The 18,984-nt window shown below is 44.1% G+C and carries 17 protein-coding genes and 2 pseudogenes; 13 read left to right on the top strand and 6 right to left on the bottom strand.

Annotated features, from left to right (window positions below):
* Position 1: 1 nt before the first annotated feature.
* The 6 genes from J2Z65_RS29780 to J2Z65_RS29755 are packed head-to-tail and all read left to right on the top strand — an operon-like array spanning position 2 to position 3,368.
* Positions 2-874, top strand: a complete 873-nt coding sequence (locus tag J2Z65_RS29780; protein WP_167066991.1) for a hypothetical protein — start codon at positions 2-4, stop codon at positions 872-874.
* A 15-nt stretch (positions 875-889) separates the two neighbouring features.
* Positions 890-1,039 (top strand): hypothetical protein, encoded by a 150-nt coding sequence (locus tag J2Z65_RS29775; RefSeq protein WP_167066988.1) that lies wholly within the window; start codon positions 890-892, stop codon positions 1,037-1,039.
* A 15-nt stretch (positions 1,040-1,054) separates the two neighbouring features.
* On the top strand, positions 1,055-1,201 hold the full coding sequence (locus tag J2Z65_RS29770; protein ID WP_167066985.1) for a hypothetical protein: 147 nt from the start codon (positions 1,055-1,057) through the stop codon (positions 1,199-1,201).
* The gene (locus J2Z65_RS29765) at positions 1,198-1,623 is read left to right on the top strand and encodes a hypothetical protein (protein WP_167066982.1); all 426 of its coding nucleotides are present in this window, start codon (positions 1,198-1,200) and stop codon (positions 1,621-1,623) included. Before J2Z65_RS29770 ends, J2Z65_RS29765 begins: the two co-directional genes overlap by 4 nt.
* 24 nt (positions 1,624-1,647) lie before the next feature.
* On the top strand, positions 1,648-2,130 hold the full coding sequence (locus tag J2Z65_RS29760) for a hypothetical protein (protein ID WP_167066979.1): 483 nt from the start codon (positions 1,648-1,650) through the stop codon (positions 2,128-2,130).
* A gap of 53 nt (positions 2,131-2,183) precedes the next feature.
* Positions 2,184-3,368, top strand: coding sequence for a M24 family metallopeptidase (locus J2Z65_RS29755; RefSeq protein ID WP_167066976.1), 1,185 nt, complete (start codon positions 2,184-2,186; stop codon positions 3,366-3,368).
* A gap of 467 nt (positions 3,369-3,835) precedes the next feature.
* On the opposite strand, the gene clpP is transcribed toward J2Z65_RS29755, so the two are convergent.
* The 4 genes and pseudogenes from clpP to J2Z65_RS29735 all read right to left on the bottom strand — a co-directional run bounded on the left by clpP (position 3,836) and on the right by J2Z65_RS29735 (position 6,263).
* A complete protein-coding gene (gene clpP / locus J2Z65_RS29750; protein WP_167066974.1) occupies positions 3,836-4,417 on the bottom strand; it encodes an ATP-dependent Clp endopeptidase proteolytic subunit ClpP in 582 nt (193 codons plus the stop codon).
* Between the two features lie 35 nt (positions 4,418-4,452).
* On the bottom strand, positions 4,453-4,749 hold the full coding sequence (locus J2Z65_RS29745) for a hypothetical protein (RefSeq protein ID WP_167066971.1): 297 nt from the start codon (positions 4,747-4,749) through the stop codon (positions 4,453-4,455).
* A 14-nt stretch (positions 4,750-4,763) separates the two neighbouring features.
* Positions 4,764-5,354, bottom strand: coding sequence for an ArsR/SmtB family transcription factor (locus tag J2Z65_RS29740; protein WP_167066968.1), 591 nt, complete (start codon positions 5,352-5,354; stop codon positions 4,764-4,766).
* A gap of 187 nt (positions 5,355-5,541) precedes the next feature.
* A pseudogene (locus tag J2Z65_RS29735) lies at positions 5,542-6,263 on the bottom strand (IS6 family transposase).
* A gap of 136 nt (positions 6,264-6,399) precedes the next feature.
* Between J2Z65_RS29735 and J2Z65_RS29730 the strand changes: the two are divergent.
* The 5 genes from J2Z65_RS29730 to J2Z65_RS29710 all read left to right on the top strand — a co-directional run bounded on the left by J2Z65_RS29730 (position 6,400) and on the right by J2Z65_RS29710 (position 11,235).
* On the top strand, positions 6,400-7,488 hold the full coding sequence (locus J2Z65_RS29730) for an endospore germination permease (RefSeq protein WP_167066966.1): 1,089 nt from the start codon (positions 6,400-6,402) through the stop codon (positions 7,486-7,488).
* Positions 7,485-8,957: a spore germination protein gene (locus J2Z65_RS29725; RefSeq protein WP_167066963.1), complete on the top strand. Its 1,473-nt coding sequence runs from the start codon at positions 7,485-7,487 to the stop codon at positions 8,955-8,957. Before J2Z65_RS29730 ends, J2Z65_RS29725 begins: the two co-directional genes overlap by 4 nt.
* A complete protein-coding gene (locus J2Z65_RS29720; RefSeq protein ID WP_167066960.1) occupies positions 8,954-10,108 on the top strand; it encodes a Ger(x)C family spore germination protein in 1,155 nt (384 codons plus the stop codon). The genes J2Z65_RS29725 and J2Z65_RS29720 overlap by 4 nt, the downstream gene beginning before the upstream one ends.
* 331 nt (positions 10,109-10,439) lie before the next feature.
* Positions 10,440-10,802 carry an aldo/keto reductase gene (locus J2Z65_RS29715; protein WP_167066957.1) on the top strand — a complete coding sequence of 121 codons (363 nt, stop codon included), beginning with the start codon at positions 10,440-10,442 and terminating at the stop codon, positions 10,800-10,802.
* A gap of 148 nt (positions 10,803-10,950) precedes the next feature.
* Positions 10,951-11,235, top strand: a complete 285-nt coding sequence (locus J2Z65_RS29710) for a hypothetical protein (protein ID WP_167066954.1) — start codon at positions 10,951-10,953, stop codon at positions 11,233-11,235.
* Positions 11,236-11,260: 25 nt separating this feature from the next.
* Here the strand turns inward: J2Z65_RS29710 and J2Z65_RS29705 are convergent, their stop codons facing one another.
* Positions 11,261-12,268 (bottom strand): DUF3231 family protein, encoded by a 1,008-nt coding sequence (locus J2Z65_RS29705; RefSeq protein ID WP_167066951.1) that lies wholly within the window; start codon positions 12,266-12,268, stop codon positions 11,261-11,263.
* Positions 12,269-12,404: 136 nt separating this feature from the next.
* On the opposite strand from J2Z65_RS29705, the pseudogene J2Z65_RS36205 reads away from it, so the two are divergent.
* A pseudogene (locus J2Z65_RS36205) lies at positions 12,405-12,488 on the top strand (tRNA(His) guanylyltransferase Thg1 family protein); the annotation flags it as partial.
* Between the two features lie 436 nt (positions 12,489-12,924).
* Here the strand turns inward: J2Z65_RS36205 and J2Z65_RS29700 are convergent.
* Positions 12,925-14,601 (bottom strand): hypothetical protein, encoded by a 1,677-nt coding sequence (locus J2Z65_RS29700; protein ID WP_167066948.1) that lies wholly within the window; start codon positions 14,599-14,601, stop codon positions 12,925-12,927.
* Between the two features lie 437 nt (positions 14,602-15,038).
* Between J2Z65_RS29700 and J2Z65_RS29695 the strand changes: the two genes are divergently transcribed.
* A complete protein-coding gene (locus tag J2Z65_RS29695) occupies positions 15,039-18,716 on the top strand; it encodes an S-layer homology domain-containing protein (RefSeq protein ID WP_167066945.1) in 3,678 nt (1,225 codons plus the stop codon).
* Positions 18,717-18,984: the final 268 nt, after the last annotated feature.

Raw genomic sequence — 18,984 nt, 5'->3', positions numbered from 1 at the left:
AATGATTCAGATCGCATTTCATTTGCTGCTTTATGTGTTCTTGATTCTGGCTATTTACCACGGGTTTATGCTCCTTCCTGTCCGGGCGAAAAGGTGGAGATCGCTTGAAGTCTTACAACTTCTGAAGGAGGCAGAGCTTCCTCCATGGCTATTCAGGCTTTTAAGGCTGAGATTGAAGATTGTGGAAGAGAAGCGGCAGCTTTTGCTGGGCTGTGGATTTCTGATAAACGCGGGCGTCTATGAAGGGACGAGAAGATTGTTGATGTGTGCGGCATTACTGGTGGCCGGGGCTGGATATGCCTCTTTGAAGCAGCCGATGTTCACTTTGTACGTGGAACCTGCTTATGTCATGGCGGGGGCGGTGAGTGTGCTCATTTTCCTGTTTTTCGATAAAAAAATACTGGTTCAATTGAAGGCTAAAAGAGCACATCGCATTGTCCGGGAAATATATGTCATTAGTCATCATTTGCTTTATTACAATGACTCTCGGATGAGCTTGCATGCCAAGCTTTCCTTATGCGCAGCTCAGACAAGGTCAATCCGAACGCAGTTCGGACTGCTGCTGAATGAATGGTATCAAGGATCTGAAGCAGCTATTGCTCAGTTTAAAACAAGGCTCGGAACAGATGAAGCGCACAGCTTCGGGGAGACTTTGAATGCGCTTAGGCTGAATGAACACGCCAGTTATTACGAGCTGCTTAAGCAGCGTATTCAGGATTACAAAGAAAAGATGGAATTAGTCCGCGACAGCAGGAAAGAAATGGTTTCTTATGTGTTGTTTGTGCTTGCGGGTTTGCCTATTTTGAATACGTTTCGGGTATTTATGTATCCGTGGATTGCAGAAGGCAGACGATTATTTGATGCGATTAATTAAGGAGCGTGCAGGATAATGAGGAATATTTTGATCACGGTGATGATGCTGATTGTGGTAGCTTTTCTTTTCACATCGATTGTTAATGACGGTTCGACAGGATTAAGGCGGAATATTTCGACACATGGTTCGAAGGCTAATTCGGACATTACAGCATTAACTCCTTAGGAAGGAAGGTAGAGTGTGAAGTCGATCCTGGTGACAGTAATGCTGATTATGGTAGTGATTGTTATATACAACAGTGCGATTGGCGGGAATACGGGTACGCGGAAGCAGGTGAACAATAGCGGTGCAAAAATCAATGGAACGATCGAACGGATTGATCCATGAAGCAGATTCTGGTTTTCGTCTTGTTAGCTACCTTGATTTGTTGGTTCATGTTTGCACCGGTTTATAAGCATGTGATGATTGTCCGGCAGGCTGTATTGCAAAAAGAGGTCGATTATTTGCTTGAAATAGGCGCTAACGGCAGGCACGGGTATATCGACAGCGCGATGATCCAGGATTCGAGGACACGTATGGAAGCAAGAGGCTTCATTCCGGGTGATCTCGTGTATACAGTAGAAACGACTACCGGAGCCGGGGGGACTGATGCAAGTACGCCCGCTAGGCGGGGGGCGGGTCTGCGGCTTAAGCTGACGTATCCGTATCACCGGCTTTTTGTCATTGATCGGTTGGTCGGGATTACCGTGCCTTCCGAATCTGACCGTATGGGTGCAACCGGAATGAAGATGAGTGAATACGTGCCTTGAGGATGGGATGATTGAGGTGATGCGGTGTACAAGCTGCTTTTAATGGCGCTAATGAGTGTGGTGATGATGTCAATGTATGCCTTGCAAACAGACGAGGAGGTGGCGATGCACACGCTTTTCCAAGGGAAGCATGCACTGAATCGTGCTGTACATGCGGCTGCTCAACAAAGTGATCAAGCGAAGCTGGCGGAGGGAATTCATGCGATTGACGAGACAAAGGCTAGGAATGCGGCACAGCAGTATTTGCAAGCTAATTTGAGGCTGGATGCCGCGAATGCCCCGCTGCCGGGAACATTTCTGCAGAAGGGGATTGTGGTGGAGTTATTTAAAATAGTTAATGACGGGGAGATGTTTCCGTATACTTATACGAATTCGTCCTATGGGTATTCGGTTACGCTGAATCGGCCGGGGGTCATCATGTTCATTCGTTTGGAGTATCCTCGAACCTATACGGTTTTGCAGCCAATCACCTGGACGGTGAAGAGTTCTGCGGAAATGGTTTTTTGAATGTATAATAGAAGGTGAGGTGTACATTCTTGGCAGCGTAAGGAGCGGTTTGAATGACTATTTTTCGCGAAAGGCAGCAGTGGCTGCAGGGGGAATTACTAAGTCGGGGGTGGTCGGGTTTCCTGGTCACTCACCATGTGGATATATATTATTACTGCGGCTCGATGCAGACGGGGTATTTGTTTATCCCCGCGGAGGGCGAGGCGCTGTATCTCGTCCGCCGCAGCTTGACCCGCGCGGAGGAGGAAGCGTCAGCGGACGTGGAAGCGCTGGGCTCCTGGAAGACGCTGGCTGAGCGTCTTCGCGCGCGCAGCGCGAGTGGGTCCGCAGCGGCTGCTCCGCTGCGGATCGCGACCGAGCTGGACGTGTTACCCGTCCAGCTCTATGGTAAGCTCCAGGCCGCGCTGCCCGGCGCGGTCTGGGAGGACGGCTCGCTGCTCGTGCGCGAGCAGAGGATGATCAAATCGCCGGACGAAGTCACGGCGATCCGCGAGGCCGCGCGCGTCGTCGACGCGGCGCTGGAGGCGGTCATCCCCCACGTGCGTGAGGGGATGGCGGAGTTTGAGCTGATGGCGCTCATCGAGCATCAGCTCCGGCTGCGCGGGCACCAAGGGCTGATGCGCATGCGCGCGTACAATTCCGAGTTAATCACCGGAATGGTTGCGGCAGGCGCGGCGGCAGCGGTGCCCACATATTTCGACGGGCCGGCCGGGGGCACGGGGCTCCACCCGTCCAGCCCGCAAAGCTCAGGCCGCGCGCTGATTGGGCGCGGCGAACCGATCCTTGTCGACATCGGCTGCATGGTCGATGGCTATTTGATCGATCAGACGCGCACGCTTGTGATCGGCGATTTGGACCCGGAGCTGCAGCGTGCCTACGACGTGGCGGAGGAGGTACTCCGCGCGACGGAAGCCAGGCTGCAGCCTGGGGTGATTGCCGAGCATCTGTATTTGCTCGCGCTGGATCAAGTGCAGGAAGCGGGACTGAGCCCCCACTTCATGGGGTACGGCGCCGACCAAGTGAAATTCCTTGGTCACGGCATCGGGCTCGAGATCGATGAACTGCCCGTTCTCGCCAAAGGCTTCAAATACCCGTTGGCGCCCGGCATGGTCATCGCGATTGAGCCTAAGTTCACCTTCCCTGGGCGTGGTGTCGTCGGGGTTGAGGATACGTACTTGATTACCGACAGCGGTTGGGAGAAGCTGACGATCTCGAGGGATGGTATAATTCGCGTATAAGATATGCAAGATCCATACTCCAATAATTAGACGAAAGGGCCGTCCCGCCGTAGAATATACGACTGTCGGGATGGCCCTTCTTTTTTAGTTTGTGCATTCATCCATGTGCGATAGGGAACTACAGGGCTCAATTTTAGCAAAATGTGCCGCTTGCGTGTTTAAAGGGGACCTAGAGGGTCTTATTTGCCTTATGATGGCAATGTTTAGCATAAAATCGAAGGATAGCGGATCATAGTTCCTTCTGATTTGCCAAATGACTGTTTTGCAGGAAATAGCGTACCCTTGTTTCCAATAACTGAGGAATTGTATCGCAGTTTTAGAAAACGTGGCTACCCATGAGGTCATTCCTGACCTTTATGGGACAGCCACGTTTTGTTCATGCCTAGGCAGGCAGACAGATCTCTTTGCTATGCATTGCTTCAACAATACAGCAAAAAGAGCCCTTGGGGGCTCTTTTTGGTGAGACGTTAAATTCTCTCAATAACCTTATCAATCAAGCCATAAGCTTTGGCGTCGTTGGCTTCCAAGAAGTAGTCGCGGTCTGTATCCAACTCGATTTTCTCGATGGGTTGTTTAGTCGTATCTGCCAGAATTCGGTTAAGGGTATGGCGCGTTTTGAGAATGTGCTGGGCGCGAATATGAATATCGCTGGCTTGCCCTTGAGCACCGCCCCAAGGCTGGTGAATCATAACTTCGGCATTCGGAAGAGCAAAACGCTTGCCCGGCGCTCCGGCTGTCAGCAGAATGGCGCCCATAGATGCCGCCATACCGACACAGATTGTAGATACGTCAGGCTTAATGAAATTCATCGTATCATAAATGGCCAATCCGGCCGAAGTGGAACCGCCTGGTGAGTTAATATAAAGCGAAATATCTTTCTCTGGATCTTCAGCGGAAAGAAAAAGCAACTGGGCAATGATTGCATTGGCAACCTGATCATTCACTTCTGTCCCGAGGAACACAATTCTGTCTTTGAGCAGACGGGAATAAATATCGTAAGAGCGCTCGCCGCGCGACGTTTGTTCAACAACCATAGGTATGAAACTCATAGGAATCATCCTTTCTTTGGTAAAACTTATTTTGTTTAGGCAGCAGCCTTGCTTTGCACTGTGTAAGGGTTAGCAGGCAGTTTTTGACCAAATCCGGAGGAGACGACGATGAGACGAATAGGCTCCTCGCCTTGAATGGCGGGAATGGTGCGAACGTTGAAGGTAGCTTCTAGTTCGGACTCGTTTTGACGACGATAAGCTTCGAGGGGAATCACCTTGCTGTTATCGTGAGTTGGCTCTTCTTCTAAAGCTTGCTCCCACGTGATGACAGGTGCTCCAGGTGCAGCGTCCTTCAGCGGCGTACTCTTTTCTTGCTTATGATTATTGCTCATCCTAGGTTGCCTCCTCATTCTTTGGGTTTCGGGTACACGGCTAACAATACGTGATAGGGATCATGCTTCTCTTTGCCGGCAGGTGCAGCGTATCGTTCTACTAGCTGCTGAACCAAAGCGGCATACTCCTCGATGAAAGCTTGCCTTTGCCCCTCATCGGCTAGATGAACCTGCAGTTGAAGCGTGGCGCTGGGAATGATCTCTCCCACATCGGATTGCTCCATGAGCAGCATGGCATCTCTTCGGATTCGTTCAGAAGTTGTGACAAGATGCGCTAGTGAGCTCTGGTCTTTCAGCTTTTGTACGGTTTCCGGTTTCATGCTGAGTGAGTCCGCCAGAACGAAGGTTTTGGCAATGGCCCTGTAGAGCACTTCCACCAGATTGCGCACCTGACGCGTGCCGACTCGTTGAACGAGACCAGCTTTCTCCAAAGCCTTCAGATGATAATTGATGCGCTGCGCAGTCTCGCCTAAAGTTCGTGCCACTTCAGCGGCAGATCCCGGTTCCAGAAGCTGCGCGATGATCTCGCCGCGAATCGGGTTTAGCAAGACTGTTGCTTGTTCGGGAGATTCGATGTAATACCTGTCTTGAATATCGTTTAGCATGGAGAGGTTGCCTCCAATACAATGAATGTGTTACGTAAAAATATTTTATTACGTGGAGAGTGGAATGTCAATGGGCTGCTTTGAACCACCACCTATCGGGTAACAAACAAAGTTTTGAAGTATGGAAAATGGGGTAGTGGTGCAAGAATTAAAAGAGATAGCAATTACCCATTAAAATTGTAATTAACTATGCCACAATACCAAATATTTTATTGAGCCATTCAACAGTAGAGAGGACAGACGAATTATTTTCGGCTTGTCCTTTCCTAATCATATGCATGGCCTCAATTCCCTTTAACGTCTTTTCTGCAGTTAGAAATGATTTGAAACCAAGCATCGTTTTGTGATTTTTTTTATGAATCGATGATCTTGCTCCACAATGTTGTTTAGATATTTTGTCTGTCTAATCAAGGTTTCTATTGGTAAGGCTTTTTCATTTATTAATTCTTGTATGGCTGGTGGATATGCCGGGTTTTTATCCAAAGTGATCACACGAGGTAATTGATTATGTGAAGAGGACAAAGCATTTGTAAAGAAACGCTTAGCAGCCGGCATATAACGATTTTCAGATAACATGAAATCAATCGTTTTCCCCGTTGAATCAACGGCTCTATATAAGTACTTCCACTGACCCTTTATTTTGACGTAGGCTTCGTCAGTCCTCCACGAGTCGTTTGTAGGTTTCAAAAAGAGGCGGATTCGTTTGTCGATTTCGGTTCCAAATTCATGGACCCATCTCATGAACGTCGTATGGGAAATCATTAATCCTCGCTCGCTCATCATTTCTACGATGTCTCGATAGCTTAAACTATATTTTAAATACCATCTCACGGTTAGTAAAATGATTGCTGATTCATATTGCTTCCATTTAAATAAGTCCAATTTGGTTTCCAAAGTAAGTTGCTCCATCCCATGACTTCATAATCAATTTAGTTATCATGAATTAGAGCTTTGCACCCAAACCATTTAACCTGTATCGTATAAATTCAAGAAAATGCAGCATACTACAGGAACAATTTACTAATTTAAGAATCGGAGGGTGCTGATGAAAAACGGTTCAATCACGTTTTTGCAAACAAGCATGATGTTAATGCTTTCTATTGGATTGTTAAACCATGTCATTATCATTCCGATGTTGTTACAAAAAGCACAACGCGACAGCTGGATTTCCGTTCTGCTTGCGGGCTCGTTTTTTATGATTTGGGTTGTTTTGCTTTATTCGGTTATTGGTAAGAATCGGGATATGCCTCTATTCCAATGGCTCAAGCTTAAATACGGCGCAATGGTATCCTACTTGCTGGCAGGTTTTGCATGCATCTACATATTTACTTTATCTACGATTACTTTAAAAGATACTGTTACATGGATTCATCTTGCCTTCTCTACGAATACCCCAATCATTGTTTTAGCTTCTGCCTTGCTGATCGTTTGTTCTATTAATGCTTATAAAGGTATCGAGTCGATAGCCAATACAGCGGCTATCTTTTTACCGTTTGTTGTCATATTAGGTTTTTATGTGATGACAGCCAATTATCCGAATAAGGAATACTCCTTGTTAAAGCCTATTCTGGAATTTGGCATGAAGCCCGTCTGGCATGGGGTCATATATGTCGAGGCAGGATTACTCGAATTATCGCTGCTGTTATTTATAAAGCACCATATCCGTACCCGTATTTCGTTCATGTCCCTTGTGGCACTGACTTTGATTCTGATCTTACTAACATTCGGTCCTTTAGTCGGCGCAATCAGCGAGTTCGGTCCCAAGCAAGCCTCCCATTTAAGGTTCCCTGCTTATGAAGAGTGGAGGCTAGTGACAATAGGTCACTTTATTGAGCACATGGATTTTTTAAGTATATATCAGTGGTTCAGTGGGGCCTTTCTGAGAATCTCACTGACTCTTTTTTTGATCAACGATATTCTGGGTATTGAGAAAAAAAGGAATAAGACCTTATCCCTATTCCTTATATGTTCTATTCAGTTAATAGCGATATGTTTGCCAATTAGTGATCCTAAATTTATTAATCTGATTACAGATATTCTGTTACCAGGTATATTTTGGGGGATGTCGGGCTATTTCCTGGTTATTATTGGATTAATTCATTTCGGACACAGATGGAGAAGAGTGAAATCATGAGAAATAGGTTGGAATCGTTGGGATCAGCGGAGGAAGAACCATATGGTTCATTTCAGCGGTTGTTCAAAGACTGCAGCGATGTGCATATTAACAAACTGAATGTCACCCAACAAGATGGATCCTCATTTTTGTTGCTGTTTGTTTATTGCGATGGGCTGTGCGATATACACCGAATTCATCAATTTTTTATTCCTCACCTGATTGAAATGTTTAAAGAACATACCATATCGAACGACAGCGAACTACAGCAGCACCTACCCTTTCAGCTGAACCCGGTCCCGCAAGATTGGGATGACGAATACATCATAAATAAGATTTTTAATGGGGAGCTGCTGGCATATTTCCATGAAACTGCCACCATGTACACATGGGATATAGCCAATGCCCCGCAGAGAAAAACGGAGGAATCGAGTGCCGAGATTTCGGTAAGAGGACCTCGTGACGGCTTTATTGAAGATGCGAGGGTCAATGTCGCGTTAATAAGAAAAAGATTAAAAACAAATGCTCTAGCCGTAGAAGAATATACGCTCGGAACGCAGACGCAAACCAAGACATTACTTCTTTATCTGAAAGATGCGATTAATCCAACCATTGTTGAGGAGGTCACATCCCGATTGGCCAGCTTGAAACTCAAAGGGATGATCAGCAGTTCTCAACTGGAGGAGGGACTAGAAAGTAATAAGTATTTTTCGAAGTTTGTCTATACCGGGAGGCCGGATTTTGCGGTGAACTCCCTCATGCACGGCAGGTTTGTCATTGTGGTCGATGGTTCCCCAACAGCGATCATTGGGCCTGTTAACTTTACCTTTTTGCTCAATACTTCGGAAGATGCTTATACACTTAATTGGTTTGTCATGTTTACCCGATTGTTAAGGTTGTGTGGAATATTTTTTTCCGTGTTTCTTCCTGGATTTTGGATCGCATTGCTTACTTATCATCAGGATCAGCTCCCGTTTACTTTGCTGGGTACTCTTCTCATTTCCAGACAAGGTGTTCCGCTGCCGGCTCCTCTCGAAGCCGTTGTGATGATTCTTCTATTTGAATTATTTCGTGAAGCGGGAATGCGCTTGCCATCTTCATTCGGACAGACCATCTCTGTTGTTGGCGGATTAATTGTCGGACAGGCGGCCATCAGCGCAGGTATGACGGCACCGGGGATTCTGGTTGTCGTAGCCATCTCCGTATTAGCTTCGTTTACCATGGTGAATCAAAATATGGTTGGCTTCGTGAGTCTGATAAGATTAATCATACTGATTGTTAGCGGTGTACTTGGTTTGTTTGGATTATTAATTTGTATGTTAGCTATTGCTATCTATATGGTTAATCTGCAATCGTTTGGAATCAAATATCTAAGTCCGGTGGCACCAATTAATTTCCGCGATCTATTGAAAATTTTATTCCGAATGCCTTGGGGGAAGAAGGAAGGTGTACCTGGCTTCATAAGAAAATCCGGAGATGATCAAACGTGAGGTTAATACCACTTTTATTGGTGATTGGAATTCTCCCTCTACTGCTTACCGGTTGCTGGGGGTTAAGGGAGATTGAGCATCTAGCCTATGTCAATTCGATTGGTATTGATTATGTAAAAGGCAAAGTGGTGTTCTATACCCAGATGATCAGTTTAAATAATATTGCCAAGAAAGAAGCAGGAGCCGGGATGAGCAAGGAGGTGGTTTCCATTGGCAAGGGTGAAGGTAGAACCGTGGATGAAGCTATTTTTGATCTTTACAAGACGTCACAGCAAAGATTGTCCTGGAGTCATGTGAAAACTTTAGCATTTACGGAAGCGGCGTTGAGGGAGGATGTCGTTCATGGAGTTTTGGACCAAATGGACAGGTATTATGAGTTTCGGTATACCATTTGGACTATGGCAACTCATGGCTCGATAGAGGATATATTTAACACAAGCCCTACCCAAAACATGTCAACGCTTTATTCACAATTAAATAACCCGCGTGACCGTTATTCCCAAAGTTCACTTGTTGCTCCATTATATTTGTACAAATTTATTTGGAAATGGGATGAAAATAGTCAAATCCTGTTGCTTCCCGAATTAACCGTCAATGAAACTAACTGGGTAGAGAACAAAAAGCCGTCGCCACAGCTTCAACAAGATGGGGTATGCGCCATACAAAATAAACAATTGCTAGGGTGCTTTAAGCTTGACGATACTATGGGTCTACGATGGATGGAGAAAGAAACTGTACGCACCCCTTTGATGCTTCAGATTGACAACAAACCAATTGCGATGATGGTTGTTACAAAGATTAAACCCTCCATCGAACCCAAGCTATCGAACGGCAAGCTAACATTTCACATTAAAGTCAAAATGCAAGGCTCGGTAACGGAGCAAGAAAAGCCAGCTAGGGAGAGTGATCTGAAAGAGCTCGCTGAAAAGGAAATAAGGAAGCAGATTCAAAAAACCTATTTGGTCGGCCTTAAATCAGATGCAGACCTTCTAGGCCTTTCTAATTCACTCTACCGATCCAATCCGAAGGAATGGCACCGACTTGAGAAAAATGGGGCTTTGCCTTTAACGCCGGAGTCTTTAGGGGAGATCGATGTAAATATAGGAATAACTGATGTAGGGATTGCTAAAATACTTAAAAAGAAAGATTGAGGAATCTCGGAGCGTATAAGATATTAATTGTTTCATATCATGTAGCGCAGTCAGACCATGATAAAACACCACATATTGTAATACAGGGTAAGGAGTTTGGGGGCTTAGAAAATCATTATCATCAAGGGTTGGATTAGAGTACAAACTCCAATTTGGGATGATCGTATTATCACACATGGGCTTGTTAGGACAATTATCGAATGGTGCCTACTTCCAAAGACCAACTGATTTTTGTTGATTGGGAAGGTAATCTTATTTAGCTGGTGCGTGGCAACACATTACTCGATCAGTAAACTTTAGCTTAATAAGCAACTTAGACGCGGCTGCCGACATGGATCGGCAGCCGCGTTCTCTAAGCAGAGGCTTTATTACCGATGAACTTCGTAAATTCGAGGATTTGAAAGCTGATAACATTCGCAGAAATCTGCCGCGTTTCCATGGGGAGAACTTTCAGAAAAACGTTGACATCGTCGACAAACTAAACGAAATCGCCAAAGAAAAGAACTGCTCCATTGTTCAACTGGCGATAGCTTGGACAATAGTAAAAGACGCGTTGCCGATTCCGGGAACAAAACACCGCAAGTATCTTGAAGAAAATATTGCAGCAGCCGATATTGAACTTACCTCCGAGGATCTGGCACACATTGATGCCGTTAGCCCAAAAGCTTTCGGTGGACGTTATCCAGGAATGTAATGTAACTCAAGTTAACTGAAGAAAAGGAATCTTCAAGGCAACCTTTCAATCTGATTCAAGATCAGGTGGAGGGGATGGTGAGACAAGATTTTGCTGCCAACGGCGCAACGGAATTCGGGGAAGTATGCCCGGGCCAGACGATAAGCAGATGAAATATGTTACGGAGCAAACAGGTATCGCAGTTAAAACATCAACGCTCCCTTGGAATGGTGGCACTGACTTTACAATGGGCTTAAATGTTAAAATTGCTGCTAATGAACTGCCTGATCTGATCTTACCTCACGGGGGCGAAGATACGTTGCTAAAGCAAGGTGCTTTACTTGCCTTGGATGATTTGCTGCCACAGTTTGCGCCTACCTTGTGGAAGGAGCGCCCCGGTATGATGGGTTTGTCGACGGGTAATTACCCAACACCATCAAGGAGGCACTCTTAGTATGAAGTTTAAACAATCGACTAATTTAGACGCCTGCAAGTTTCTTCCGGTCAGGGGTAAACGGAGGCTCTTCTAGCCATTCCCTTTCAATCAGCAGATCAGTTACATCTTTACCGAAACTCATTACTTCAACCATAAGCTTGGAATACTCACCAGCCAAATCAAGTCGCGTCGTCACGGATAGCGCATTTCCAAGATAAGTGAGAGCTGATGAATTAAGTATGTTAAGTAGATTTAGGATCAATTTATCAGAAAAAGGGGATACCGTTGATGTAGTGACTTCTGTATTGACCATGATTGTCCCGAGCAAATCATCTTGAACCAACTTATCATTGATGAATTTGATTTGATCCATAGACAGTTGTTTTCCCCTTGCCAGTAAACGCTTAATATGTTCGTCCTTAACTACTTGCATAAAAGCTGTAAGAAGGATTAGTCCGAAATAATTCCGTTCTATGTTGAAGAACATTTCGGATATTTCCATTACATTCAGCGTTCTCTGCGGCCAAAACCATTTGGACAGAAAGTTTTCTTTCTTTTTAATAAAGGTAGCATGCTCCGGATAAGGGATCATTGGAGGTCGATCGTAGACTCCTTTGCTTAACATAAGTGTGATGGATCTGTTGTACAAATCAGTTGTGGACTGTAGACACTGAGTAAAATAGTTTCTTACATCCTCTCGAGCTGTGTTAGATAAAAACAAGGCATACTTCGTCAGGCCAATTCGGCCCACAGAATACACATAACTCAGAGGGAATGTATCGAAAAATAGCGGGGGGGCTGTAATATTGACATCTGTATCAGTAAATCCAATGGGGATAGGGAATTTTTCCTTGTCAAAAAGATGCTGAATGGTTTCTATGTGTGATTGCGCTAAGGTCAACGATAATTCAACAAGTGGCTTTACTTCGTCGTCTTCAGTTATTTTTAGTAAATACTTGGAGATACATATCGCTAAACTGTCACTAATGTAAGATGACCACAATGCGGATATTTCCGTTGAAGACAGTCCAATAACATGAGAACCGACCAATGGTAACAACTCCTTAATTGTCAAAATAAAATATTTATTCCACTCGATAGCTAATGTGGGAAGTATTGTTAGTATATCCCGAGAGCTCAATAAATAATTATAGGTGACAAGAACCTTATCCCATTTCCGATGGAGAGCAACCTTCGACTCAAGAGAGTGGGTATTACCACATGATGAGGTAATGAATTATTTTCTTTGGCGGCAGCAATATGCCACGAAACCAAGAACATAATTTTGAGGTTATAGGGTACTTTTTTGAACCAGACTATGCTGTATCTGCGAAGAGAAATGATGTTCGTACAGGAAAAGATAAAGTCCCAGAAATTGGACTTAAAAGTGTTGTGAAGAACTTCAAGTGCCAGAACTCTTTGAGGGTTTCGATGAGTTGTATCGTGTAAGAGCTTATTGAACATACGCAGAACAATAGTGGAAAAACAAGGGAGCAGATTATGCGACATCTGCTCCCTATTTTCTATGAAGGACACTGCAAGCACCATACCCATGTCACCTAAATTATGGTGAGTTAAGGCTGCTGTAATTATTTATAGGGTGTTTAATTTGATACCTTAATATCAATAAATTCAAAACAAACGCCAGTTTACGGAAGAGCCCGTAACCTGGCGTTTTGTTACATATGCGTAATCCCAAACTAACGCTTACTCCAAAAGGTCTTCGATATGCAGCGTGGTTCCTTTAAATGTCGCATATCCGTAGCTCTTAGGTTTACCGTCTGCAGCTGTGTCGAACAACAGCCTAGCAGGAGTGTCCCCTAGAATGGATGAGAAGGTTGCTCTTAAATTCATTTCACCCGGCTGCTTACCGGTTAATTGAAGGTTCGCTTCATAAACGGATTCACCGAGATAATTGTAATTATACTTCTCATAGCCATTATAGACATTTACACCGTCATCACTAAAGTTGACGTATTGCGCTTCCGATTTGCCCGATAGATAAGGGGATGTTGTATTGACATAATCGATGTAGCCCGATTTTTTTCCGGCAATCTTCCCCTGAACATTTCCATTAGAACTGGAAGTTAACTTTGTTAAATCATTTGTCGCATACGGGATATTATCCGTAGTCGGTTTAATAGGGATCGTTTTATGTGGCTTATAATCAAGTAGGTTTACTTTCTGAAGCCGCTTATGTAAATCATCATCTAAGCCTCTGCGTCCCTCAATCCACATGGCACTTTTTCCATCAGGATGCCAGGACATCGGTGAGTGGAAAACCCAATTTTCATCTGTCGAAAGTTGTATGCCTTGATATCCGGGTTCGTTCATAGAACGATCAATGTCCACTAATGCCGGCCCGATGTCACCGCTTCGGAAAGTGCGTACGCCAGCTACAGAATAAAAATACAAAATGCCATTAATCCCTGAACCGGCATATGCAGGCCTAGGCAAGATTCCGAATATGGCCGGATCTGTTTGTTTGGAAAACCTTGTGCTCATGACCATTCCTAGGCGCTCATCCGGAGAAAAGATGGTTGTTTCATCGTATCCGGGTGTACGCGTGATTTGGGTAACCTTGTCAGAAGTCAAATCCTGTACAACAGAATCGGCGGTAACGTTATCCTTGACTCCAACGACGGAGAGGGCGTTTCCTCCTTTAATAAACTGCTTCACTTCTCCTCCACGAGACGAGGTCGGCGGAATAATAAAGCCCGGCTTATTTGGATCATTGACAAAAGGTTCTGGAGTACTAAGAAGCTGTACATTCTCGAGTTCATAGCTATCTGTTTTGCGTGACAACACACCGATCGCTTGACCTGCCGTGTAATTGGAGAGGAGTATTGTCCAAGCCATATGCTTATTGTCAGGTGCAATAATGATTTCTGACCATACACGGGAGATACCTGGATCTTGATCTAGGCTTTTAGGATATACGATTGGAACTAAGTTTGTGCTATTGCATTTATCCAGATTGGGCATGCACTCAAGCACATAATCCCCCAGCAAGATGCGTTTGTTGTCCTGAAAAGGCATATACCGGATGCCGCCTGTATTTTCTTTTAACGGAATTACACCAGAGAAGATGACTTTGAAATCCGTTCCATCATCATTGAGCATTGCGAAATTAAAAAAATCGGTCGTATTAAGATCCTCCGCTGTTTTATACGAAACAAATACTTTACCGCCGTAGGTGTAGGTAGCATCTTGTAAGATGACGTATTCTGGCAATGGAACGGTACTTACGCTTACTCTCCCAATTCCATCACCGTGCTTGTCGCTGTTCTTGCCTGAAGATACGTTAGCAGCTAATGTCGGCGTTACTATTGACAAGAATAGGCTTACCATAATTAGGACTGAAATTATTCTTTTATTCCTCATACTCACCAAACCTCCCTTATTCATCATAATGTCAGAACCATTTTGTAACCGCTTTCTAAATACAGTGGAATACGTTAACGTTTTCAAACTTAACTTATTAAATATCACCACCTATGCTCTACTTAATAGGTTTGAGATGTTGTGAATATCTAAGTTTGTATTCTCTGGAAAAATATATAACGTTAAAAATTATTGCTCAATGGGTCTAATTTAAGTTTCGTCAGGGTCATTTTTAAGGTGGATAAAAAGGTCTTCCGCTATGGGATACCCGTAACCAGAATTCGAAGCTAGGTGAAACGGTTGTATCGTGTTTCGTTGTTAAATCTTAAAAATGACCTTGCTAAAACTTAAAATCCCCCTCTATAAGTAATTTATGGCAAGAGATATAATCAAAAATTGAAAACGATTACAAATGGGAGTGCCGTCGATTTGGGGGGATGTACATCATCGGCAATACGGTCAGCAACAAACTTGCTGCGGATACGCAGGGGGAGAGATTGAACGAAGTAGTCATTCCAGATATAAAAGAAGGAGGTAAACAACAGGTGTTTACAAAAAAAAGAGGTTTAATAGTTAAGGCGCTTAGCTTTATTCTCTGTTTCTCTTTACTAGGTATCTATCCAATAAATCCGCAAGAGGCCCATGCAGCTTCAAACGCAACGGTATCCGTGGATTTAGGCGCTTCACAAGGTGAACTCGTTAGAACTGAACAGTATAACAATATATCCGACTATTCTATCTATCCGGATCAAAGGAAGGAAGATGTACAGTTCTACAATGAACAGGGTCTTCATGCAAAAGTATTCAGAGCGTGGGTCCATGAATATGATGTTTACGATAAAGATACCGGTACATTTGATTACAGTAAATATACGGATTACTTGTCGGATTTGAGCAATATTTCAGATTCTCTGATGCTTAATATCCCGGGAGAGGTAATGACACACAATTTAGGTGTACCGATAACGGGGAGAACGGGATGGGGATATTCGCCTGACCAAGTTAAGCCTGTTATTAAGCGAATGATTAAAGACCTAAAACAAATGTATCCGAAAATAAAGTACATAGAGGTTCTAAACGAGCCTAATGACCCTACATGGAATGCTAATGGCGTTAATAAAAATAATAATTACAGCTATTATAAGGTATACAATGAGGCCATAAATGAGATCAATGCGGAATTGAATCCGGCAACTCCACTTCTCATAGGAGGCCCTGCCTTGTATTATCTCGATACAAACTGGCTAGGGGCTTTCCTGGACGGATATAAGAATGATCCTTCTCCAGGAAAGAGACTTGATTTCATCTCCTATCATGCCTATCTAGGTCCAACCAGCACTGGTTTTGTATTGTATAAGGATAATCCGAGTGTAGTGGCTAACCAACGGTCTCAGATAGAAGCACTATTAAGTGAAAGGGGCCTCGACACCAGTATACCGTCATATATAACAGAATCTGGTTTGTACCCTGGACCTCTAGCAGACGACTTTACCAGCATTCAAACTGATCAATTAAGGCAAGCGGCAGGTGTGGCGTCTCTGCAGTATTGGTTTTTGAACAGTGCCAATAACATTCCGTTTAACTGGGTAGTGCGCCACCAGACGAATGGACGGAAAGATCAATTAGTTTCTCGAAATGCAAGTGGTCAAAGTATGCCATATACTGATAAATTCACACCGTATGGAAATATGGTCAAGATGAAGTCGATGATGAAGAAAACTAGGGTATTGGCGACCTCTGACGCAATTACCAATGGTAAAGGTGTATATGCGCTGGCATCCAAAGATAATTCGGGCGCTTCTATTATGGTTTGGAACTATCAGGGGGTAGGCACCACGGATTATCAAACCGTAATTCATGCATCCAACCTGCCTTCTATTTTCAACGGTAAAAATGTAAGGGTAAAAACGTATAAAATTAACGCGACAACAAGCAATTATTACTCAAGTCTAGAGAACAGCAATCTGCAAATGGTTGATGATAAGACTGTTCCTCATAATGGGGCATATAACACGTCCGTATCCCTTGAACCGAACAGTTTGCAGCTAATTGTGTTGGAGCCAGTCTTTAAAAATGTATTTTTAAGCAATTCGTTTGATGAGGAGGTTACAGGAGCAAATCCTAGTTGGACGGTAAATGAGCCACTGAATACAGCTGTTTCAATTGCCAATGTACCGAATACGGTCAATAGAAGTGTTTATTTGTACGATAACTCAACATCTGACTACGCTGAGATCTCTAAAGCGTTTGCAAGTTATTCCTCATCGCTAAATGCCGAATGGCGCTTTAAAGGGGAAACGGACTTAAAGAACGATAGGTTCCAGCTAAGGGATGGAACTACCGTGGCGACAGATGTATACGTTAACGATTCCGGTAGTTTGGTGGCGAATGGTACTGTTATTCAGAATGTAAGCCTAAGTACTTGGTATACGGTAAAACAGGTAGCCGATCCATCTACGCAAAAGTATGACATATACGTTAATGATGCTTTAAAGGCATCTGGCCTTCCATTTTCAACTTCGGTAACGAGCTTGAATACGATTAGTTTCCGAACGGGGGAAGCCAATAAGAACGCATTATATATCGATGATGTAGCCGTATATGATAAGACTCCGCCGGCATGGCCGAGTAACAAATCACTAACCTATACGGGGCGTAGCCAAAACTCCATCAGCCTGTCGTGGAGCGGGGCAGACAATACGACCGTGTCTTATAATGTGTATAATGGATCCACATTAGCTAGCACTGTCGTAGGTGCTACTTACACTACCATAAGTGGCCTTAGTTCCGGTATGAATTATACTTTTAGTGTTCAAGCGGTTGATACTTTTGGAAATATGAGCACGAACGGTCCTTCGCTTACTGTATCCACGACATCATCCGGCAGCAGTTCTGGTAGCAGTTCTGGTGGTGGCACTGTACCAGTTAATGGATCAAATTCCGGCACAGGTTTAATTGCTGGCACGGATGGTAAGGTAGACGCTAACTCGCTTAAGTCTGCTCTTTCTTCTTTGAAGAATGTCAACGTAAAGACGAATGGCGACAACGTGAACTTGCCGGCATCAGGTCTTGTCGAGGCTTCACAGCAGGATGGCACTTCCGTTACGGTTACTTCGGCGAATGGTTCTTACGTGATGCCATTGTCAGTCTTGAAACTCGATGAATTAGCCGAAACGCTGGGAGTAAACATAAGCGACCTGTTCATCAAGGTAACGATTAAAAATGTATCCGCCGATTACGCTAAATCGATAGCTGAGAAGGCATCCAGTATGGGTGCAACTGTTCTTAGCGAGGCTGTTGATTTCAGTGTGACAGCCCAAAATAATGACGGTAAGTCCATTGAAATAAAATTCGGTTCCACTTACATTTCTCGTTCTATAGACGTTAAGAAACCGGTAGACCCGAACAAAGCGACAGGCGCACTTTACAATGAGTCCACGAAGGAATTAACCTTCGTACCTTCCACTTTCGAAACGAAGGATGGCCATACTGTGGCTACCCTGCAGCGTAACGGGAACAGTATTTATACAGTTGTTGAATTGGATAAGAGCTTCGACGATATCTCCAACCACTGGGCTCAAGCGGATATTGAGCTACTAGCTAACAAACTGGTGGTTAATGGGGTATCCGAGAAGAAATTTGATGCGGACCGCAACATTAGCAGAGCAGAGTTTGCTGCACTCATTGTTCGCTCTCTTGGGCTAAGTTCCGCTAAGTCCGCTTCTTCGTTCCTAGATGTAAAGGATGATGCCTGGTATGCGGACGCCGTTTCCACTGCCTCTGCCGCTGGCATAATCAACGGCTACGAGAACAACATGTTCCGTCCGGATGCTCCTATTAATCGTGAAGAATTAGCCGCTATGGTCGTTCGTGCAATGAGCTTCGCAGGTGTCAACCCCAATGTTGCATCTGCAGAAGAAGCTAATCTGCTAATTCAATTTAAGGATTCCAGCAAGATCGTTTGGGCACAAAAGGAAATCGCAGCGGCAATTCATGCTAAGTTGATTAACGGTATAAACGATGAAATGCTCGGCGCTGATGGACAAGCAACTCGTGCTCAAACGGCTACAATTTTGAAACGATTCCTGAACGCAGTCAAGTTCATAAACGAATAATTATAAAAGTATTTTCCGTGTGTTTGAATAGTAACCAGCAGGATAGGCACTCTAAGTGACCATCCTGCTGGTTTTTTGTTGATTTTATTAAACTACTTAAAAATACCCTAGTATAATCTTAAAAATGACCCTTTTTGTTAATAATGTACTTAACGTATAGTGATTGAAAGCGGATCCAATACTAAAATGATTTTCATTGTACGTAGGTACCCAAACCCAACTTATTCCTAAATGACTTCGGTAGCGTCGATGCAATACGGCATGTACA

The organism is Paenibacillus aceris (assembly GCF_017874035.1).
GTDB classification, from domain to species: Bacteria; Bacillota; Bacilli; order Paenibacillales; family NBRC-103111; genus Paenibacillus_E; species Paenibacillus_E aceris.
This window is presented reverse-complemented; position numbering and strand designations above follow the sequence as displayed.